We start from the raw sequence: 21,705 nt of genomic DNA, 5'->3' as shown, positions 1-21,705 counted from the left end.
CCCCAGGCCCAACCTGCGTGCCGGAGCACGATGCGGAGTCGGTGGCCGCCAAACACAGGGGCCGCCCGGCCTGCCCGGGCACCCGCGGGCGAGAATCCCTACAGGAGCACTGGAATCAGATGTCGGCACCGAACAAGTCGTACGACCCGGTCGAGGTGGAGTCGCTGAAACCGGAGGAGGTCGACAAGGCGCGGGATGCCGCCCTTGCCGCGTTCGCCGCCGCCGGCGACTTGGACGCCCTCCACGAGGCCAAGATCGCCCACACCGGGGACCGTTCGCCGCTCGCCCTCGCCAACCGCGAGATCGGCGCGCTGCCACCGCACGCCAAGGCCGAGGCCGGCAAGCGCGTCGGCCAGGCGCGCGGGCGGGTCAACCAGGCCCTCGCGTCCCGCCGCGCCGAGCTTGAGGCCGAGCGGGACGCGCGTGTGCTCGTCGAGGAGACCGTCGACGTCACGCTGCCGTGGGACCGCGCCCGGCACGGGGCACGGCACCCGCTCACGACGCTGCCCGAGAGGGTCGCGGACGTCTTCGTCGCGATGGGCTACGAGGTCGCCGAGGGGCCTGAGGTCGAAGCCGAGTGGTACAACTTCGACGCGCTGAACATCGCCCCGGACCACCCGGCCCGGACCATGCAGGACACTTTCTTCGTCCAGGCCGCCGACGGCACCCCCGACTCCGGGGTCGTGCTGCGCACCCACACGTCGCCGGTGCAGGTACGCACAATGCTCACCCGCACACCGCCGATCTACGTCATCTGTCCCGGCCGCGTGTACCGCACCGACGAGCTCGACGCCACGCACACGCCGGTGTTCGGCCAGGTCGAGGGGCTTGCGGTGGACAAGGGGCTGACCATGGCCCACCTGCGCGGCACGCTGGACCACTTCGCGTCGTCGATGTTCGGCGAGGGGATCGTGACGCGCATGCGGCCGTCGTACTTCCCCTTCACCGAGCCGTCGGCCGAGGTCGACCTCCAGTGCTTCGTGTGCCGGGGTGCGTCCGTCGGCGACCCCGACAACCCGTGCCGGACCTGCCGTTCCGAGGGCTGGATCGAGTGGGGAGGCTGCGGCATGGTCAACCCGCGCGTGCTCGTCGCGTGCGGCATCGACCCCGAGGTGTACAGCGGTTTCGCCTTCGGCATGGGACTGGAACGCACGCTGATGTTCCGTCACAACGTCGAGGACATGCGGGACATGGTCGAGGGTGACGTGCGCTTCACCCTTCCGTTCGGGATGGAGATCTGATGCGGGTCCCGCTTTCCTGGCTGCGGGAGTACGTCGACCTCCCGGCCGGCGTGTCCGGCCGCGACGTCGCGGAGAAACTCGTCGGCCTCGGCCTTGAGGTCGAGACCGTCGACCAGCTCGGCAGCGATCTCAAAGGTCCGCTCGTCGTGGGCCATGTGCTCGAGATCGAGGAGCTGACCGGCTTCAAGAAGCCCATCCGCTTCTGCAAGGTCGACGTCGGCGACGCCAACGGCACCGGCGAGCCGCAGCAGATCGTGTGCGGCGCGACGAACTTCGACGTCGACGACAAGGTCGTCGTGATCCTGCCCGGCGGCGTGCTCCCCGGCGGCTTCGAGATCGCCGCGCGCAAGACGTACGGCAAGACCTCCGAGGGCATGATCTGCTCGGCCCGCGAACTGGGCATGGGCGACGACCACAGCGGCATCATCGTGCTGCCGGTCCAGGCCGAGCCGGGCACCGATGCCATCGAGCTCCTGGGCCTGGTCGACGAGGTGCTCGACATCGCGGTCACGCCCGACCGCGGCTACTGCCTGTCGATGCGCGGGGTCGCCCGCGAGGCCGCCATCGCGTACGGCATCCCACTGCGCGACCCGGCGCTCCTCGACGTGCCGGGTGTGAACACCTACGGCTACCCGGTCGTCGTCGACGACACCGACGGCTGCCGGCGGTTCGTCGCGCGCACGGTGATCGGCGTCGACCCGACCGCGCCGTCGCCGCTGTGGCTGCAACGCCGCGTCCAGATGGCCGGCATGCGCCCGATCTCGCTCGCCGTCGACATCACCAACTACGTGATGCTCGAACTCGGCCAGCCGCTGCACGCCTACGACCGCTCACGGCTCCAGGGGCCGATCACCGTGCGGCGTGCCCGCGACGGCGAGAAGCTGACGACGCTGGACGGGGTCGAGCGGGTCCTCGACCCCGAGGACCTGCTGATCACCGACGACAGCGGCCCGATCGGGCTCGCCGGCGTCATGGGCGGTGCCACGACCGAGATCGGCCTGGCCACCGGCGACATCGTCATCGAGGCGGCCAACTTCGACCCGGTGTCGATCGCCCGCACCGCACGCCGCCACAAGCTCGGCTCCGAGGCGTCGCGGCGCTTCGAGCGCGGCGTCGACCCCGAGGCCGCCCGCGCCGCGGCCCAGCGCGCCGTCGACCTGCTGGTGCTGCTCGGTGGCGAAGGCGCGGTCGCGGAGGCCGGTGTCACCGAAATCGACGCGCCGCGCGAGCCGGTGCGCATCGGCATGGCGGTCGACCATCCCGGCAACGTCGCGGGCGTCGCGTACTCCGCCGAGACGGTCGCGCAGCGCCTTCAGGACGTCGGCTGCACGGTCGAGGGCATCGACGCGCTCACCGTCACCCCGCCGACCTGGCGGCCCGACCTGACCGACCCCAACGACCTCGCCGAAGAGGTCATCCGGCTGGAGGGCTACGACGCCGTGCCCTCCACACTGCCCCAGGCACCCGCGGGGCGCGGCCTCACCGCGACGCAGCGGCTGCGCCGCCGCATCGGCCGGGCGCTCGCCGGTGACGGCTACAGCGAGGTGCTCAACTACCCGTTCGTCGGCGACGCGGTCTTCGAGTCCTTCGGGCTCGACGCCGCCGACCCGCGCCGCATCACGGTCAAGCTCGTCAACCCGATTTCCGACGAAGAGCCCGCGCTGCGCACGACACTGTTGCCCGGGCTGCTGGCCGCACTGCGCCGCAATGTGGGCCGCGGCAACAGCGATGTCGCGCTGTTCGAAGCCGGGTTGGTCTTCCATCCCAAGACCGAACGGCCGATCGCACCGCGCCTGCCCGTGGACCGGCGGCCGACCGGCGCCGAGCTCGAAGAACTCGCCGCCGCGCTGCCGGACCAGCCGTACCACGTCGCCGTCGTACTGACGGGCGAACGCGAGCCGTCCGGCTGGTGGGGGAACGGGCGCGCGGCCGGATGGGCCGATGCGGTCGAGGCTGCCCGCGTGGTCGGTGCGGCCGTAGGCGTGGACGTGACCGTACGTCAGGCGCAGTACGCCCCCTGGCATCCCGGCCGCTGCGCCGAAATCCTGGTCGGTGACACCGTGGTGGGCCACGCGGGCGAGCTCCACCCGCGGGTGGTCAAGGCGCTGCAACTCCCCGAGCGCACCTGCGCGATGGAGCTCGACGTGGCGCTGCTGACCGCGGAGCTGGCGGAACTCGGCGGCGAGCGCCTGGCGTTGGCGGGCCACATCTCGTCGTTCCCGGTCGCCACCCAGGATGTCGCGCTGATCGTCGACGCGTCGGTGCCGGCCGCCGACGTCGAGGGGGCCCTGCGCGATGGGGCGGGGGAACTCCTCGAATCGCTGCGGCTGTTCGACGTGTTCACCGGCGAGCAGATCGGTGCGGGCAAGAAGTCGCTCGCGTACGCGCTGCGCTTCCGCGCGGCCGACCGCACACTGACCGCCGAGGAGTCGACCGCCGCCCGCGACGCGGCGGTTGCCTTGGCTGCGGAGCGCACGGGCGCGGTGTTGCGCGGAGCGTGAGGCCGTCGGACCGAAGCTGAGGGGCCGCCCGATCGGGCGGCCCCTCAGTCGTCTCTTCGGTCGTCTCTTCGGTTGGTCTCGTCAGTCGTTTCGGCCGATACGGGTACTGCCTCGGCCGGGTGGTTCAGCGCTGCGGGTCGTCCGGCCCGTAGGGCCGAAGGTGCATCGTGCGCGCGTCGATCGCCGCGATCTCCTCGGCCCGGGCGGCGAGCGCGTCCAGGTCGTCCTTGCCCGCGTGCAGGAAGCGGCCGGAGAGCGCGTCCAGGCGGCCTTCCGCGACGGCGACGACGGCGTTCAGAAAGAAATCAACGTCGTACCAGTCGGTCTTGTCCGCGAACATCGCCATGCCCGCCGTCATGTCGGTGGGGACCGCGCCGGGGGAGATGTCGAAAACGTGGACCCCGCGTTCGGCCAGTGGCCGCGCGATGGTGTCGGTCAGCCGCAGCAGCGCGGACTTGGACGTCGTGTACGCCGAGTAGTGCGGGTCCGCGGAGACCGCGAAGCCGCTGCTGAGGTTGACGATCCGCCCTCGCCCGCGGGAGACCATGCCCGGCAGCACCGTCCGGTCGACGTTGACCGGCCCGCGCAGGTTGGTTTCGACGACATCCCACCATTGCGCGGCGTCGGCCTCCCAGAAAGGCACTTCCGCCGCGTCGATGAGGCCCGCGTTGTTGACCACCAGATCCAGCGGCCCGAGTTCGTCTTCCACGCGGCCGACGGCCCGGCGAACAGCCTCGGGATCGGTGACGTCGGCGACGACCGCGACCGTGCGGGTCCCGCGTTCGGTCAGGGCGGTGTGGACGGCTTCCAGGCTCGTCGCGCCGCGGCCGAGGAGGGCGACGGCCGCGCCCTCGCGGCCGAGCCGTTCGGCCACCGCCCGGCCGATTCCGCGCGCGGCACCGGTGACCAGTGCGGTGGTCCCGGCCAGCGTGGCGCTGCTCATGGGCCCGGAGGTGTCGGCGGAGTCGGCCTGAGCGTGTACACCGATTCCAAGTAGCCCTCCGGCAACTTCCGCGTACCGCAGATCTCTTCCATCGCGTCCTCCGGGTTGTTCGAGACGCGGAACGACGTGCGCTCCCACGAACCCGTCAGGTTCTTCCAGAACCGCGACCACGACATCGGCTCGCTGACCGAGTCGTGCAACTCCTTGAGCGCGCCCCTGTTTTCGTCCCCGCAGGTGAGCGCGTAACGAGCCTTGGCGACGCGCTCGGGATCGATGCCGGCGGGCAGCACCGCCTGCGGCGGCGCGTAGATGGCGATCAGCCAGGCGATGTCGAGGGACTTCTCGTGCCCCGGCCGACCGCGGCCTTCGAGCTTGAGGTGCGCGGCCAGAGGGGACGCGAGGCCCAGGAGGTCGATCGAGCGGCCGTTCAGCGGCATCGCGGCCCCGCTCATGCCGAGGTTCAGCCACGAAGCGGCGTAGGGCGCGGGGTCGTCCGGTTTGAGGGGGGTGACCCTGAACTGCTCGAACCATGGGTAGAGCATGACGTGTTCGTAATTCTTCATCATCTCCGCCACGGCCGGCGGGAACCGCGGGTAGTTCCGCAGGTACGCCTCGGCGGTGGTCGGGTTCGGGATCCCCATCGCCTGCGTGTAGAACCCGCGTTCGTCGGCGACGATCCCGCCGGGGCTGAGACCGGTGTAGGGGACGCGCATGAAGACCGCGCACGCCACGGCCCACATCGCCACGACGGCGGTGACCGGCAGGACGAGCCGCCCGCTGGGCACGAGCATGATCGGCAGCATCATGATGAACAGGGCCGGGAGCAGCATGCGGCCGTGCATGAAGTCGCCGCCGACGCGGACCACGTACAACGCCATGATCGTGGAGACGATCAGCGGCATCGTGAACAGGGCGGTGCGTCCGGAGTCGCTGCGGGCGGTCCCGTGCCAGCCGTCGGCGCGGACGCGGAGCCAGACGGCGACGGTGACCATCGCGATGAGGGCAACGATCGGCATCCACAGGAAGTACGGGGCGATGAAGTCCTGGGCGTAGTCGCCGCCCCGGTGCCAGTCGCTGCCGGATGCTTCCTTCGCTATCGCCGGGAGCGGCAGCAGGACGCCGTAGTAGCCGGCCCGGAAGATCTCGTACGCCACGGGGATCGCCGCCGCAGTGCAGAGCAGCCCCACGACGGCGCGCCACCGCGGGCGTCGGACGAACCAGAGCGTGACGGCGAATCCCACGCTCGCGATGGCGAGGTCCGGGCGGACCATCGGCCCGAGCCCGATCAACACCGCCAGCGGGTACGCCACGCGCGCGGTCGGCTGGTTGTACGCGTGCACCAGGAGCCACCAGCACCCCGCCGTCCACAGCGTGGTGAGGCCCGTCTCCAGGCCCGAGGTCGCGAAGTCCCACACGGGCGGCAGAGCGAGCAGGACCAGCACGCCCGCGGGAAGCATCAGACGGCCCGCGGCGAACGGCCGGTACAGGCGCCGGGCGGCGTCGAGCGCGATCGCGTATCCGGCGGTGGTGCACAGCAGGCCGAGGAAGACCGCGGTGCGGGCGATGTCCGCGCCGGTGATGCCGCCGACGAGGACCAGGAGCCACTGCCAGACCGTGCTCGTGGACGCCTCGGCGCGCTCGCCGACGTTGTAGACGGGGCCGTGGCCCGCGAGGATCTGCCGGACCGTCCGGGTGAAGATCAGGCCGTCGTCGCTGATCCAGCGGTTCCGGTAGCCGAGAGCGAGGATGGCCGCCGAGGGCAGCGCCACCATGAGGGCATTCCACCAGCGGGTCAGCTTCGCGCCCTGCGGTGAGTCGTCCTGCGCGGGTCCGATGCCGGTGCGCCGGGAAAGCACACTGACGAGGCTCATGTTTCGGGGACTCCAGACGGGCCGGGGCGTCGGATGAAGGCGGCGGGCGCGGTTGCCCCGGCACGGGGGCGATCGCGCTCGATGATCACGTGCGGTGCGCAGGTTACCGACACCATAGCGGGCGGCCGGAGCGAGGGGAGGCGAGCGGGCGGAGCGCTTGCGCCCCGCCCGGCCACCCCGTGGTCAACTCCGCTTCACCGGGGGTCAACTCCCCGTCCCGCAGAACTTCTTCTCCGCAGCGATCGGGTCTGCGGGGATGCGCAGGCTCGTGCGGTCGAAGGCGCCGGTCAGGTTCTTCCAGAAGCGGTCGAAGCTCATCGGCTCGGTGACCGATTCGATCAACTCCTTGACGTCGCCGCACGTGAGGGTGTGACGGGCCGCGTTGATCTGCTCGATGGTCGCGAAGTGCGGGGGGATCGCGGCGTAGCCCGAGGGGTCGACGTACAGCGCGATGTTCCACGCGGGCGGCAGCAGTTTCTGGTGTCCCGCGGCGTCGAAGTTGGTCTGCTCGATGTGCGAGCCGATCGCGCTCGACAGCCCCCACAGGTCGGCGACGATGCCGTCCAGCGGCACCACCGCGCCGCCGACGCCGAGACGGCCGATGACCAGCCCGACGGGAAAGTCCAGGTCCGCGCGCAGCGGCATCGAGAAGTTGGTCGGCAGCTTGTACGCGCCGGCGTATGTGGGGTCGAGGTAGAGGACGCGGCGGCCGTCCGCCTCGGCGTGCACGAGCAGGTGGTACGTGCTTTTGATGGTCCCGATGTGCGGCTGCTCGGCGACCGGATTGTCGGTCTTCGTCTCGGCAGTGTAGAAGCCGCGCTCGTTCCAGACCTGGTGGACCTGGTTGTCCTGGCTCCAGTTCGGCGATTCGGTGGTGATCGCTCCCGAGCGCCACGACGTGCCGCACACGACGGCCCAGACCGCCACCCCCGCGACCAGCGGCGTGCTCAGTTTGGTGAACGGCGTGAGCATCAGCGGCAGGAGCAGCATCAGCAGGACGGGCAGCCACATGCGGCCGTGCATGAAGTCGCCGCCGACCTTGATGATGTAGCAGGTCTGGGCGAACGCGATGACGACGGGCGTGCCCAACAGGATCAGCGTGCGCCGGTCGGTCTTGATCCCGCGAAGGGTCACGACGGCGACGACGACCATCAGCAGCAGCGGGATCCACAGCTTGTACGGCCGGTCGAAGTCGGTGAGGTAATCCCATCCGCGCCCGTACAGCGACTCGCCCGCCTCCTTGGTCAGCGCGGGCATCGGGAAGATCAGACCGTAGTAACCCATGCGGAAGATCTCGTAGGCCGCGGGCAGGAACCCGGCGGCGGCCAGCATCGCGATGCACCGCGTCCACCGGGCGCGTACCAGCAGGGCCAGCGAGACGAGCAGCAGCAGCATCGCCAGGCCCAGGTCGGGCCGCACGAGCGGGCCGAGGCCGAAGACGAACGACGTGGCCAGAACGCGGCGCAGGCTGATCTCGTCGGCCGGCCGCTGCCACGCGCTGACCAGCAGTGCCCATGAGGTGCCGATCCAGAAGATGATGAGCCCGGTCTCCATGCCCGCGCTCAGGAAGTCCCACATGACCGGCACCGCGACGAACACCAGCGCGCCGGCCGGCAGCAGGTAGCGCTGCGTGCTGACGCGGCGGTACAGCCGCCGCGTGGCGTCGAGTGCGATCCCGAAACCAATAACCGACAGCGACAGTCCCAGGAAGACCGCCGTCTCGGCGGGGCCCCAGGGGCTGAACGGGTCGGCGAAGACCAGGACCCACTGCCACAGCGTGCTGGTCGAGGTCTCCGTGCGCTCGCCGACGTTGTAGACCGGGCCGTTCCCCGCGAGGATCTGCTTGACCGCGCGCGTGAAGATGAGGCCGTCGTCGGTCATCCACCGCTTCTGCCAGCCCATGATGATCAGGATCAACGTGGGGATCGCCATGGCGACGAGATCGGTGGGGCGCAGAGCGCGCAGGCGGCTTTTGAGCCGTCCGCCGAAGGTTCCTGGTGCCTGACTCGGGGATTCCGGATCCGTGCTGTCGGTCCGGTGGTCCGATCCGAGGGGAGTGGTCACTTGGTCTCGTTACGTCTCTGGGCGCGCATGCTGCCGCGCGCTGGCCGGAACGCGGCTGGGCCGATGGGCGGGCCGAACGGCCGCGTAGCTGACGGGAAAGGCCCAGATTCTAACGTAGGAGGCCGGCGTGACGGGCGGGGTGGTGGGGGGTGGGGATGCCACGAAATACCTGCTCATCGTCGCAAAACTCGCTGTCCGGACGCCGGTGTTCCGCTCCGGTCCCGTCGCTGCCGCAGGGGGCGCGGCGCCCCGGCCCCGGCCGGGCAGGGCCCTGTCGAGAAGGCGGCGTGCACGGGATATCTTGATATCGAGCAATGTTGCAGACGTGGAGCGGAGCACCCGGTGACTGACTCGACCATCATCTACACGCACACCGACGAGGCCCCGGCCCTGGCGACGTATTCGTTCCTGCCGGTGATCCAGGCGTACGCCTCGACGGCGGGCGTCACGGTGGAGACCCGTGACATCTCCCTCGCGGGGCGAATCATCGCGGTCTTCCCCGAGTTCCTCACCGAGGAGCAGCGCCAGGCGGACGCGCTCGCCGAGCTGGGCGACCTGGCCAAGACGCCCGAGGCCAACATCATCAAGCTGCCGAACATCTCGGCGTCGATTCCGCAGCTCAAGGCCGCCATCGCGGAGCTTCGCACCCAGGGCTACGCGCTCCCCGATTACCCCGACGACCCCAAGACCGACGAAGAGCGCGACATCCGCGCGCGCTACGACAGGGTCAAGGGCAGCGCGGTCAACCCTGTTCTGCGTGAAGGCAACTCCGACCGCCGCGCTCCGGCCTCGGTGAAGAACTACGCCAAGGCGCATCCGCACCGCATGGGCGCCTGGAGCGCCGACTCCAAGACCAACGTCGTGCACATGACCGCGGACGACTTCTGCTCGACCGAGAAGTCCGCCGTCATCGCCGACGCCGGATCGCTGCGCATCGAGCTCGTGGGCGAGAACGGCACGACGACGGTGCTGCGCGAGTCCGTACCGGTCCTCGCCGACGAGGTGGTGGACGCCTCCGTGATGCGTGTCGCGGCGCTGCGCGAGTTCCTGGCGGCACAGGTCGCGCGGGCGAAGGCCGAGGGCGTGCTGTTCTCGGTGCACCTCAAGGCCACCATGATGAAGGTGTCCGACCCGATCATTTTCGGCCACGTCGTGCGGGCCTTCTTCCCGCAGACGTTCGCCAAGTACGGCGACACCCTCGCGGCGGCCGGTCTCACCCCCAACGACGGCCTCGGCGCCATCCTGGGCGGCCTCGACTCCCTGCCGGAAGGCGCCGAGATCAAGGCCTCGTTCGACGCCGAGCTGGCGGCCGGCCCCGAGCTCGCGATGGTCGACTCCGACCGCGGCATCACCAACCTGCATGTTCCGAGCGACGTCATCGTGGACGCGTCGATGCCGGCGATGATCCGTACCTCCGGCCACATGTGGGGCCCGGACGGCGAGGAGGCCGACACCCTCGCCGTGCTCCCGGACAGCAGCTACGCCGGGATCTACCAGGTCGTGGTCGACGACTGCCGGGCGAACGGCGCGTACGACCCGGCGACGATGGGCTCGGTTCCGAACGTCGGCCTCATGGCGCAGAAGGCCGAGGAGTACGGCAGCCACGACAAGACCTTCGAGATCGCCGAGCCCGGCACCGTACGCGTGGTCGACGCGGCCGGCAACGCCGTGCTGGAGCAGCCGGTCGCCGCGGGCGACATCTTCCGCATGTGCCAGACCAAGGACCTGCCCATCCAGGACTGGGTGAAGCTGGCGGTCACCCGCGCCCGTGCCACCGGCGACCCGGCGGTCTTCTGGCTCGACGAGGGCCGCGCGCACGACGCCCGGCTGATCGAGAAGGTCAAGACCTACCTCGCCGAGCACGACACCGAGGGCCTGCAGATCGAGATCATGTCGCCGGTCAAGGCGATCGCGTTCTCGCTGGAGCGCATCCGGCGCGGCGAGGACACCATCTCGGTGACCGGCAACGTGCTCCGCGACTACCTGACCGACCTGTTCCCGATCCTGGAGCTGGGCACCAGCGCCAAGATGCTGTCGGTGGTCCCGCTCATGAACGGCGGCGGCCTGTTCGAGACGGGGGCCGGCGGCTCGGCCCCGAAGCACGTGCAGCAGCTCGTCAAGGAGAACTACCTGCGTTGGGACAGCCTCGGCGAGTTCCTCGCGCTGGCGGTGAGCTTCGAGCACCTCGCGCAGACCACCGGCAACGCGCGGGCCCAGGTGCTGGCCGACACCCTCGACCGGGCGACCGGCACGTTCCTCAACGAGAACAAGTCGCCGGCCCGCCGGGTCGGCGGCATCGACAACCGCGGCAGCCACTTCTACCTCGCGCTGTACTGGGCGCAGGAGCTGGCCCGGCAGAGCGACGACGTGCAGCTCGCGGAGGCTTTCGCGGCGCTGGCGAAGACGCTTGCCGAGCAGGAGCAGACCATCACCGACGAACTGCTCGCGGTCCAGGGTTCGCCCGCCGACATCGGCGGTTACTACCGGCCGGACGCCGCGAAGGCCGCCGCGGTGATGCGGCCTTCGGCGACCTTCAACGCGGCGATCGACTCGCTGGGCTGACGGCACCGGGACGTCGGCGGCGGCCGGGTTTCCGCCGCTGCCGGACGAACCGACCGATGATCGCGGAAACCGCCCCTTCCGGCTGAGTGCCGGAAGGGGCGGTTCTGTGCCCGGGCCTTCGTTTCCGGGCCTCGACGACGAAGGTCCCGACCCGGGCGTTTCGCCCCCGCATGCCGACAAGTTCGCCTGCGCCCCGGGCGTGCTGCTTGCTGCGCCGGCTTGGGGCTTGGGGCTTGGGGGGATTGGGGGGTTGGGGCTTGCCGTGCGCGGCGCCGACCGGCCGGTGGGCCGAGACCGCGAGCGGTGGGCCGGGCGACAGCACGCCAATTCAGCCTCCCGCCGGCCGGCACCCTGGCGAGCAATGCGACAATCGGTGCATATACCAGCAGTCGTCGCCTCTTGCTTCGAACCCTGTCCCGTCGGGGCGGGGGGTGGGAGCCCGTGTTTCATGCGCCCCGGTCTCTCGACTTCCACGGCCTTTGCCTCGGCCCGGCTGTGATCCTCGGTTCGTCCGGTTCCCGAGCCTTTGGCGGCCGGTGACCTCGGGGTTTGCATAAAACTTCCGAGGTCCGTATATTCATGCCATCCGGGAGGAGGCACCCATGCGGGTCACAGCGGCACTGGCGGGAGCCAGCGGTTATGCGGGCGGAGAGATCTTGCGTCTGCTGCTCGCGCATCCACACATCGACATCGGCACGCTCACCGCGGGGTCAAACGCCGGGCAGCGCCTCGGCGCGCTCCAACCGCACCTGGTGCCGTTGGGTGATCGCGTGCTGGCGGAGACCACGGCTGCGACGCTTGCCGGGCACGATGTCGTCTTCCTGGCTCTGCCACACGGGCAGTCCGCGCAGATAGCGGCCGAATTGGGCGACGAAGTCCTCGTGGTCGACTGCGGCGCTGACTTCCGGCTCACCGATGCGGCCGAGTGGGAGCACTTCTACGGTTCGCCGCACGCAGGCACCTGGCCGTACGGACTTCCGGAACTTCCGGGGGCGCGCGACCGGCTGCACGGCGCCAAGCGCATCGCCGTGCCCGGCTGCTATCCGACGGTCTCGCTGCTCAGTTGCTTCCCGGCGTTCGCCGCCGGGCTGGTCGAGCCGGAGATCGTGATCGTCGCGGCGTCCGGCACCTCCGGCGCGGGCAAGACGCCCAAGACGCATCTGCTGGGCAGTGAGGTCATGGGCTCGGCAAGTGCCTACGGCGTCGGCGGCGTGCACCGGCACACGCCCGAGATCGCGCAGGGGCTCACCGCGGTCGCCGGTGCACCGGTCACCGTGTCCTTCACCCCGACGCTGGTGCCCATGCCGCGGGGCATCCTGGCGACCTGTTCCGCCCGGGTCAAGCCGGGCGTCACCGCGACACAGGTCCGCGAGGCGTACGAAAAGGCCTATGCGGCCGAGCCGTTCGTGCACCTGCTGCCCGAAGGCCAGTGGCCCGCGACCGCCATGGTGTACGGCGCCAACACCGCTTTGATCCAGGTCACCGTCGACGAGCGGGCCGGTCGCCTGGTCGCGGTCGGTGCGATCGACAACCTCGCGAAGGGCACTGCCGGCGGGGCCGTGCAGAGCATGAACATCGCCCTCGGGCTCGCCGAGGACCTGGGGCTCAGCAAGACGGGGGTGGCACCGTGAGCGTGACCGCAGCCAAGGGATTCCGCGCCGCGGGAGTCGCCGCGGGGCTCAAGACGACTGGTGCGCCCGATGTCGCGCTCGTCGTCAACGACGGCCCGTCGTTGGCCGCGGCAGGTGTGTTCACCTCGAACCGCGTCCAGGCTGCTCCGGTGTTGTGGTCGCGGCAGGTGCTCACCGGTGGGCTGGTCCAGGCCGTCGTCCTCAACTCGGGAGGCGCCAACGCGTGCACCGGTCCGGAGGGGTTCCAGAACACGCACAAGACCGCCGAGCACGTGGCGACCGCCCTGGGGCTGAACGCCGGTGAGGTGGCGGTCTGTTCGACGGGCCTGATCGGTTTGCAACTGCCGATGGACAAGCTGCTGCCCGGCGTCGACAAGGCCGTGGCGGAACTGTCGTCGGACGGCGGTGAGGCCGCCGCGAAGGCCATCATGACCACGGACACGGTGCACAAGACCGCCACGGCGTCCGGTGCCGGATGGACCGTCGGCGGCATGGCCAAGGGCGCCGGAATGCTCGCCCCCGGTCTGGCCACCATGCTCGTCGTGCTGACCACCGACGCCGACGTCCCGGCCGAGGAGTTGGACACCGCGCTGCGCGCGGCCACCCGCACGACGTTCGACCGGATCGACTCCGACGGGTGCATGTCGACCAACGACACCGTGCTCCTGCTCGCCTCCGGTGCCTCCGGAGTCACGCCCGACCAGGCGGAGTTCGCCGAGGCCGTCCGGACGGTGTGCGCCGACCTCGCCCGCCGGCTGATCGGCGACGCGGAGGGCGCGAGCAAGGACATCGCGATCGACATCGAGGCCGCGGCCACCGAGGAGGAGGCGCTTGAGGTCGCCCGCTCGATCGCCCGCAACAACCTGCTCAAGTGTGCGATCCACGGCGAGGACCCCAACTGGGGCCGGGTGCTGTCCGCCATCGGCACCACGTCCGCCACGTTCGACGCCGACCGGCTGGACGTCGCGATCAACGGCGTGTGGGTGTGCCGGGGCGGTGCCGTCGGGGAGGACCGCGACCTGGTCGACATGAGCGGCCGCGAAGTGCGCATCACCGCACGCCTCAACGCCGGAGACCAAGCGGTCACCGTGTGGACCAACGACCTGACCGCGGACTACGTCCACGAGAACTCGGCGTACTCGTCATGAATGCCGACGCCACCACCAACTCCGGGGGGAACACGGTGAAGACCGAGTCCGTCGGCAAGGCCATCCGGGCTGCGCGGCACAATGTCGCGCTCGGCAAGGCGCACACCCTCATCGAGGCACTGCCGTGGCTCGAGCACTACTACGGCAAGACCGTCGTCATCAAATTCGGCGGCAACGCGATGGTCGACGACGCCCTCAAGCGGGCCTTCGCGCAGGACGTCGTCTTCCTGCGGTTCGCCGGGCTCAAGCCGGTCATCGTCCACGGCGGCGGCCCCCAGATCAGTGCCCACCTGAACAAACTCGGGCTGGAGTCCACGTTCGCGGGCGGGCTGCGGGTGACCACGCCGGAGGCGATGGACGTCGTGCGCATGGTCCTCGCCGGCCAGGTGCAGCGGGAGATCGTCGGGCTCATCAACGAGCACGGCCCGTTCGCCGTCGGTATGACCGGCGAGGACGCCCACACCATGACGGCGGAGAAGCGGCACGCCGTCGTCGACGGTGAGCAGGTCGACATCGGCATGGTCGGCGACGTCGTCGAGGTGAACCCGGGAGCGATTACGGCGCTGCTGGAGGACGGACGGATCCCGGTGGTCTCTTCCGTCGCCCGCGGCGCCGACGGCCACGTCTACAACGTCAACGCCGACACCGCCGCCGCGGCGCTGGCCGCAGCGATCAAGGCCGAGCGCCTGGTCGTGCTGACCGATGTCGAAGGGCTGTACGCCGACTGGCCCAACAGCGACGAGGTCATCAGCCTGCTCGACGCCGACGAGCTCGCGGCCATGCTGCCGAGCTTGTCGAGCGGCATGGTGCCCAAGATGGAAGGGTGCCTGCGTGCGGTCCAGGCCGGCGTGAAGGCGGCCCACGTCCTCGACGGCCGGGTCGCGCACTCGCTGCTGCTTGAGGTGTTCACCGATGAAGGCATCGGGACGATGGTCGTCCCGGCGCAGGGCAAGGGGGCGGGCGCATGACCGGCACCGACACGACCGATCTCGGCATCAAGACCGAGCCGGGCAACGCCGACTACCGGCGGCGTTGGGGCGGCGCGCTGATGCCTTCGCTCGGGCAGCCCGAGCTCGCCCTGGTGTCCGGCAAGGGCGCACACGTGACGGACGCCGACGGTCGGGAGTACATCGACTTCCTGTCCGGCGTCGCGGTCAACGCCCTCGGCCACGCCCACCCCGCGATCGTGGACGCGGTCACCACGCAGATCTCGACGGTCGGCCACGTGTCGAACCTCTTCATCTCGACCCGCGCCGTCGACCTCGCGGAGCGGATCCTCGGGCTGACCGGCCGGGACGGCCGGGTCTTCTTCTGCAATTCGGGAGCCGAGGCCAACGAGGCGGCGTTCAAGGTCGCCCGCAAGACCGGGCGACCGCACGTCGTCACCGCCGAAGGCTCCTTCCACGGCCGCACGATGGGTGCCCTCGCCTTGACTGGGCAGCCCGGCAAACGTGACGGCTTCGAGCCGCTGCCCGGCGGCGTCACCTACGTTCCGTTCGGCGACATCGACGCGCTGGACGCCGCCGTCACCGACCAGACCGCGGCAGTTCTGCTGGAACCCATCCAGGGCGAGTACGGCGTGCGTCCGCTGCCGCCGGGATACCTCAAGCGGGCACGCGAGATCACCGCCGAGCGCGGCGCGCTGCTGATGCTCGACGAGGTGCAGACCGGGACCGGACGGACCGGGTACTGGTTCTCCCACCAGGACCCGTACTTCGAGGGTGTGCTCCCCGACGTCATGACGCTTGCCAAGGGCCTCGGCGGCGGACTGCCGCTGGGGGCGTGTGTGGCATTCGGAGCGACCGCCGAGCTCCTGGCACCGGGCCAGCACGCGTCCACTTTCGGTGGCAATCCGGTGTGCTGTGCCGCGGGCCTCGCGGTGCTCGACACGATCGAGGCCGATGCGCTGCTGGAGCGCACTCGTTCGCTCGGCGCGCGTATCGCCGCCGCGGTCGAACGACTCGGACATCCGCTCATCGGACACGTCCGCGGAGCCGGGCTTCTGCTCGGTATCGTGCTGACCATGCCGGCGGGTACGCCGGTTGCCGACGCCGCGCGCGATGCGGGCTTCCTCGTCAACGCGGTCGCGCCCGACGTCATCAGGCTCGCCCCGCCGCTCGTCGTCACCGACGAGGACGTCGACGCCCTGATCGAGGCGCTGCCGAAGATCCTTGACGCGGCATCCGCCGTACCGGCACAAGGAGGCAACCCATGACCCCCGGGGAAGTCCTCGCCCCCGCGAGGCCACGCGTCGCCCGGCCCGGGCCGCGGCGAGGCCGCTCGCGACGAGCCCGAAGGTAGGCGAGGCCGTCATGCGCAGCAACGAGCAGGACACCATGCCCACCCCGGCGCCCGACGGCGTGTACGCGGTGCCCAGCACCCGGACCGCCCGGCACCGGCGGATCGTGGACATCCTGACCCGGCACCGGATCAGGTCCCAGGGACAACTTGCCCGACTGCTCGCCGACGACGGTCTCGCCGTCACCCAGGCCACGCTCTCCCGAGACCTGGACGAGCTGGGCGCGGTGAAGATCCGCGACGGTGAAGGCGCGCTGATCTACGCCGTGCCTGCGGAGGGCGGCGACCGCACTCCGCGCCCCCCGCTCGACGACACGGTCAGTGAGAGCCGGCTCGCCCGCCTGGCCGCGGAGCTGCTGGTCTCCGCGGAGGCGTCCGGCAACCTCGTGGTGGTGCGGACGCCGCCCGGGGCCGCGCAGTTCCTCGCCTCCGCGATGGACCACGCGGAGACCCGCGAGGTGCTCGGGACCATCGCCGGAGACGACACGATCCTCCTGGTGTGCCGGGATCCGGAGGGCGGGGCCGCGCTGGTCGCCCACCTGATCTCCCTCGCCGAGGGCCGGGCCGTGCCCGCGTCCGAGGCGACCCGGGCCGCCGCCACCGAGGTCCCCGCGTCCGAGTGACACCCCCTCCGGGCCGCCCGCCCGGACCCCAAGACCGCGACACCTGAACCGCCGCACCCGCCCCGGAACTGCGGCAGAAACGAATGGAGAAGGCTCGTGACCGAGCGCGTCGTACTCGCATATTCCGGAGGCCTGGACACCTCGGTCTGCATCGGCTGGATCGCCGAGGAGACCGGCGCCGAGGTCATCGCGGTGGCCGTCGACGTCGGCCAGGGAGGCGAAGACCTCGACGTCATCCGCAAGCGGGCACTCGCCTGCGGTGCCGTCGAAGCCGAGGTCGCCGACGCCCGCGACGAGTTCGCGGACGAGTACTGCCTCCCCGCCATCAAGGCCAACGCCCGCTACATGGACCAGTACCCGCTGGTCTCCTCGCTGTCCCGGCCGGTCATCGTCAAGCACCTGGTGGCCGCCGCCAAGAAGCACGGCGCCACGACCGTCGCGCACGGCTGCACCGGCAAGGGCAACGACCAGGTCCGCTTCGAGGTGGGCATCGCGTCGCTGGCCCCCGAGCTGAAGTGCATCGCACCGGTCCGCGACTACGCCATGACCCGGGACAAGGCGATCGCCTTCGCCGAGGAGAAGGACCTCCCGATCGCGACGACGAAGAAGTCGCCGTACTCGATCGACCAGAACGTCTTCGGCCGTGCCGTCGAGACCGGGTTCCTTGAGGACATCTGGAACGCCCCGATCGAGGACGTCTACGAGTACACCCAGGACCCGGCCGTACAGCGCGACGCCGACGAGGTGATCATCACCTTCAAGGCGGGTGTTCCGGTGGCCATCGACGGCCGCCCGGTCACCGTGCTCCAGGCGATCGAGGAGCTCAACCGCCGCGCCGGCGCGCAGGGCGTCGGCCGGATCGACATGGTCGAGGACCGCCTCGTGGGCATCAAGAGCCGGGAGGTGTACGAGGCACCCGGCGCCATCGCTCTCATCACCGCGCACGCCGAGCTGGAGAACGTCACCGTCGAGCGCGAGCTCGCCCGGTACAAGCGGCAGGTCGAGCAGCGCTGGGCTGAACTCGTCTACGACGGCCTGTGGTTCTCGCCGCTCAAGCGGGCGCTCGACGGCTTTGTCAACGAGGCCAACGAGCACGTGTCCGGCGACATCCGGATGACGCTGCACGGCGGCCGCGCCGTCGTGACCGGGCGGCGCAGCGAGAGCTCGCTGTACGACTTCAACCTGGCCACCTACGACACGGGCGACACCTTCGACCAGTCGCAGGCCAAGGGCTTCATCGAGATCTTCGGTCTGTCCAGCAAGATCGCGGCCGGCCGGGACCTCGGCCAGTAGGTTGGCGACGCCGCGCCGGGGCGGGGCCGGCTTCGGTCCCTCCCGCGCGGCTTGTCCGGACCGGTACCAGGGAGAAGGCAACACACGTGACGAACGAGCAGGAGACCACCCGCCTGTGGGGCGGCCGGTTCTCCGACGGCCCGAGCGAGGCGCTGGCCAAGCTGTCGGCGTCGGTCCACTTCGACTGGCGGCTCGCGCCGTACGACATCGCGGGTTCGCGTGCGCACGCCCGCGTGCTGCACAAGGCCGGGCTGCTGACGGACGACGAACTGGCCCGGATGCTGGAGGGCCTCGACCGGTTGGAGGCCGACGTCGCCGCCGGCCGGTTCACCGCCACGATCGAGGACGAGGACGTGCACACCGCCCTCGAACGCGGCCTGCTCGAACGGCTCGGGCCGGATCTCGGTGGCAAGCTGCGAGCCGGGCGTTCGCGCAACGACCAGATCGCCACCCTCGGCCGGATGTACCTGCGCGACCACGGCCGCGTGATCGGTGCGCTGCTGGCGGATCTGCAAGAGGCCCTGGTCGAGCAGGCCGAGGCGAACCTCGATGTCGCGATGCCGGGGCGTACCCACCTCCAGCACGCCCAGCCGGTCCTGCTGGCCCACCATCTGCTCGCACACGTCCAGGCGTTCGCGCGCGACGCCGAGCGGTTGCGGGACTGGGACCGGCGCACCGATGTGTCGGCCTACGGGGCGGGGGCGCTGGCGGGGTCCTCGTTGGGGCTCGATCCGGAAGCGGTCGCTCGGGAGCTGGGCTTCTCGGCGTCCGCCGCGAACTCCATCGACGGCACCGCGAGCCGTGACTTCGCCGCTGAGTTTGCGTTTGTCACCGCGATGCTCGGGGTGAATCTGTCCCGGCTCGCCGAAGAGATCATCATCTGGAACACGAAGGAGTTCTCCTTCGTCGACCTGCACGACGCGTACTCGACCGGCTCGTCGATCATGCCGCAGAAGAAGAATCCGGACATCGCCGAGTTGGCGCGCGGAAAGTCCGGGCGGTTGATCGGCAACCTCACGGGCTTGATGGCCACGCTCAAGGCTCTGCCGCTCGCGTACAACCGCGACCTCCAGGAGGACAAGGAGCCGGTCTTCGACAGCATCGACACGCTCGAAGTGCTGCTGCCGGCCTTCACCGGCATGGTCGCGACGCTGCGGTTCCACCGCGAACGCCTGGAGGAGTTGGCTCCGGCCGGTTTCTCGCTCGCGACCGACATCGCGGAGTGGCTGGTCAAGCAGGGCACCCCGTTCCGGGTCGCACACGAGGTGGCCGGTGCCTGTGTGAAGTACTGCGAGCCGCGAGGGCTGGAGCTGTGGGACCTCACCGATCAGCAACTGGCCGAGATCTCCCCCGAGTTGCGTCCCGAGGTCCGTGGAGTTCTGACCGTGCTCGGGTCGATCCGCTCGCGTGACGGGCGTGGCGGCACCGCGCCCGCGCGTGTGGTCGAACAACTCGCCGGGCTCCGCGACGACCTCAAGGTCCAGCGGGCGTGGGCGCAGGAGAACTGACGCGCTTTCGCGCGGTGACGTGACAACGGTCCGGCCCGGGGCGCAAGCCGGGGCCGGGCCTGTCGCTTCGTGCCGTGGTCGGCGGAAGCACGGGAGATGCCGAATTCGATGAGCCGCGGGCCGGCGAGGGCGAGAAGTACGTTGGACGGTCCGAGGCCGCGGTGGATCAGACTCGCGCCGTGGACGGCCTGGAGTGCTTCGGCAAGTTCGGATGCCAGTGCGCGCATGCTCGGCTCGGGGAGGGGCCGTACGTCGCGACGGTGGTGGCAAGTGCGGAGCCCACGACGTAGTCCGTTGCCAGCCACGGGATTTCGGCGTCCGGATCGGCGTCGACGACCGATGCCGTGTAGGGGCCGGAGCCCGGTGCGCGGCGGCGACTTCGCGTCGGAAACGCTCCTGGAAGCCGCTCTCGTCCGCGAGTTCGGTGCGGACGACCTTGATGACCGCTGTGCGCCCGCCGGCTGGGCGCCAGATAGACCTGTCCCATCCCGACGGCCCCCGACCGTGCCAAGATCCGGTACTCGGCGATCTGTGACGGGTCGTCAGGTTGCAGTGGCTGCACGCGTGGTTCCCTTCGTCGGGAGCGCCTTCTCGGGGCGACGGCTCCGGCTGACGGCCGGTGGATGACGGCCCGGGGGTCGCGGCTCGGAGGCGCGCGGGAGTAGGCCCGGCGGCAACGTCACCGGCGTCGTCGTTCCACCGCGGCGGTCACGGCGTGGGCGGGCCGGCGCCGGACGGCATCCGAGGGCAGCCGGGGCAGGATCTTCCCTCGGTTTCCGCGTGTCCACGTTTCCCCGGTGTCACCGGCGCGCGTGCGGATTTGCAGTGACGTAAAGCTTCCGGCCCCGGATGTGAATTCGCCGTTACCCCTGGCCACGGCCGGTGTTCGAGGCCGTGAACACGTACTACGGTCGTTCGTGCGGCATCGCCATTCGCCGCATCCCCCTTCGCGATGGCGACGGTTGGAGGCGTGAAATGGGCAGCACCGCAGACGAATTCGGTTCCTTCACCGGGGACGCGGTACAGGACGGCCGCACCGCGTCCGGTGCCGCGACGCACCGGGACAAGCCGCCCGATCCGTTCGCGCTCGTCGGCAGCATCGTCGATCGACTCAACGTCCTGTTGAACGCGGCACCCGTGCGTGCGGCGGGCAGGTCGGGTGTCGAGTCGCCGCCGTCGGCTGCGGAAAGCGGGTGTGCCGTGCGATCCCACCCGGGTAGAAGAACCGGAAAAGCCGTGTGGAACAGTGACGGAACACAGGGCGGCGGGCGAGTGGCGAACGTCGCCCGAGCACAGTTCAGCACCTCGCACGGCGATCAGGGCGATCAGGGCCCGTGCCGTCGGGGGGCGCCGGGCCCGGCACCTCCTGACCGCGCGCGCCCACGGGTACACAGGGAGTACCGGATGGGGCAGAACGTACGGATCGATACGGCGGACGTAGCCGACGCCGAGCAAATCCTGAAATTGCAGTACCTCTGCTACCAGGGCGAAGCGGCCCTCTACAACGACTACGGCATCGAGCCGCTGACTCAGACTCTCGCGAGTCTGCGCTCGGAGTTCGACACCCACACCGTGCTGGTCGCCCGCCTCGGAGGCGAGGTCGTCGGTTCGGTCCGCGGCGTCGTCGAGGGCGGCGTGGCCCGCATCGGCCGGCTCATCGTGCACCCGCGTCTCCAGGGCCACGGCCTCGGGACGCGGTTGCTGGGCAGCCTGGAGAAGCGCTTCGCCCATGCGGACTCGTTCGAACTGTTCACCTCGCACCGCAGCGACGAGAACCTGCGCCTGTACGCGCGGCTCGGCTACGCGGCCGACCGCATCGAGCGCATCGGCCCGCGCATGAGCCTGGTGTACCTCACCAAGTCGGCGGCGCTGGCGGCCTGACGGTCGTCCCCCGGGCCGGGCTCCCTCAGCCCTCGCTCCGGACGCCTCCGGCCCACGCGGTTCCCCGGTGCCCGGCCGGTCCGTCCCCGCTGCGGACCCCCAGGCGACGGCGTGTGCGCGGCCACCCTCAGCCGCGCACAC

The 21,705-nt window shown here is 70.5% G+C and carries 14 protein-coding genes; 11 read left to right on the top strand and 3 right to left on the bottom strand.

The features are described from left to right. Positions 1 to 119 precede the first annotated feature (119 nt). Together pheS and pheT are read left to right on the top strand one after the other, a co-directional pair. On the top strand, positions 120 to 1,241 hold the full coding sequence (gene pheS / locus ACRX5W_RS12755; protein WP_436788180.1) for a phenylalanine--tRNA ligase subunit alpha: 1,122 nt from the start codon (positions 120 to 122) through the stop codon (positions 1,239 to 1,241). Continuing rightward, positions 1,241 to 3,742 (top strand): phenylalanine--tRNA ligase subunit beta, encoded by a 2,502-nt coding sequence (gene pheT / locus ACRX5W_RS12750; RefSeq protein ID WP_436788179.1) that lies wholly within the window; start codon positions 1,241 to 1,243, stop codon positions 3,740 to 3,742. The genes pheS and pheT overlap by 1 nt, the downstream gene beginning before the upstream one ends. Before the next feature lie 124 nt (positions 3,743 to 3,866). Here the strand turns inward: pheT and ACRX5W_RS12745 are convergent, their stop codons facing one another. The 3 genes from ACRX5W_RS12745 to ACRX5W_RS12735 form a co-directional block, all read right to left on the bottom strand. After that, positions 3,867 to 4,685, bottom strand: coding sequence for an SDR family NAD(P)-dependent oxidoreductase (locus ACRX5W_RS12745; RefSeq protein WP_436788178.1), 819 nt, complete (start codon positions 4,683 to 4,685; stop codon positions 3,867 to 3,869). Beyond that, the gene (locus tag ACRX5W_RS12740) at positions 4,682 to 6,556 is read right to left on the bottom strand and encodes a hypothetical protein (RefSeq protein ID WP_436788177.1); all 1,875 of its coding nucleotides are present in this window, start codon (positions 6,554 to 6,556) and stop codon (positions 4,682 to 4,684) included. The genes ACRX5W_RS12745 and ACRX5W_RS12740 overlap by 4 nt, the downstream gene beginning before the upstream one ends. A 204-nt stretch (positions 6,557 to 6,760) precedes the next feature. After that, positions 6,761 to 8,620 (bottom strand): hypothetical protein, encoded by a 1,860-nt coding sequence (locus tag ACRX5W_RS12735; protein ID WP_436788176.1) that lies wholly within the window; start codon positions 8,618 to 8,620, stop codon positions 6,761 to 6,763. Between the two features lie 342 nt (positions 8,621 to 8,962). Between ACRX5W_RS12735 and ACRX5W_RS12730 the strand changes: the two genes are divergently transcribed. The 9 genes from ACRX5W_RS12730 (at position 8,963) to ACRX5W_RS12690 (ending at position 21,564) form a co-directional block, all read left to right on the top strand. Further along, positions 8,963 to 11,182: an NADP-dependent isocitrate dehydrogenase gene (locus ACRX5W_RS12730; RefSeq protein ID WP_436788175.1), complete on the top strand. Its 2,220-nt coding sequence runs from the start codon at positions 8,963 to 8,965 to the stop codon at positions 11,180 to 11,182. 602 nt (positions 11,183 to 11,784) lie between these two features. Then, positions 11,785 to 12,813, top strand: coding sequence for an N-acetyl-gamma-glutamyl-phosphate reductase (argC, locus tag ACRX5W_RS12725; protein ID WP_436788174.1), 1,029 nt, complete (start codon positions 11,785 to 11,787; stop codon positions 12,811 to 12,813). Continuing rightward, positions 12,810 to 13,961, top strand: a complete 1,152-nt coding sequence (gene argJ / locus ACRX5W_RS12720) for a bifunctional glutamate N-acetyltransferase/amino-acid acetyltransferase ArgJ (RefSeq protein ID WP_436788173.1) — start codon at positions 12,810 to 12,812, stop codon at positions 13,959 to 13,961. The genes argC and argJ overlap by 4 nt, the downstream gene beginning before the upstream one ends. Before the next feature lie 62 nt (positions 13,962 to 14,023). After that, complete coding sequence (gene argB / locus ACRX5W_RS12715) at positions 14,024 to 14,929, top strand: acetylglutamate kinase (protein WP_436788333.1); 906 nt, start codon at positions 14,024 to 14,026, stop codon at positions 14,927 to 14,929. Then, the gene (locus tag ACRX5W_RS12710; RefSeq protein WP_436788172.1) at positions 14,926 to 16,176 is read left to right on the top strand and encodes an acetylornithine transaminase; all 1,251 of its coding nucleotides are present in this window, start codon (positions 14,926 to 14,928) and stop codon (positions 16,174 to 16,176) included. Before argB ends, ACRX5W_RS12710 begins: the two co-directional genes overlap by 4 nt. A gap of 97 nt (positions 16,177 to 16,273) precedes the next feature. After that, positions 16,274 to 16,882 carry an arginine repressor gene (locus ACRX5W_RS12705; RefSeq protein ID WP_436788171.1) on the top strand — a complete coding sequence of 203 codons (609 nt, stop codon included), beginning with the start codon at positions 16,274 to 16,276 and terminating at the stop codon, positions 16,880 to 16,882. A gap of 96 nt (positions 16,883 to 16,978) precedes the next feature. Further along, positions 16,979 to 18,175, top strand: coding sequence for an argininosuccinate synthase (locus ACRX5W_RS12700; RefSeq protein ID WP_436788170.1), 1,197 nt, complete (start codon positions 16,979 to 16,981; stop codon positions 18,173 to 18,175). Between the two features lie 86 nt (positions 18,176 to 18,261). Continuing rightward, complete coding sequence (gene argH, locus ACRX5W_RS12695) at positions 18,262 to 19,683, top strand: argininosuccinate lyase (protein ID WP_436788169.1); 1,422 nt, start codon at positions 18,262 to 18,264, stop codon at positions 19,681 to 19,683. A 1,404-nt stretch (positions 19,684 to 21,087) separates the two neighbouring features. After that, entirely contained in the window at positions 21,088 to 21,564 is a 477-nt protein-coding gene (locus ACRX5W_RS12690) for a GNAT family N-acetyltransferase (RefSeq protein WP_436788168.1), read from the top strand. The last annotated feature ends 141 nt before the right edge of the window (positions 21,565 to 21,705 follow it).

It is taken from the genome of Yinghuangia sp. YIM S10712 (assembly GCF_051388935.1).
Taxonomy (GTDB): domain Bacteria; phylum Actinomycetota; class Actinomycetes; order Streptomycetales; family Streptomycetaceae; genus Yinghuangia.
Note: the sequence above shows the minus strand (reverse complement) of the source record. Positions and strands in the feature narration are given on the sequence as shown.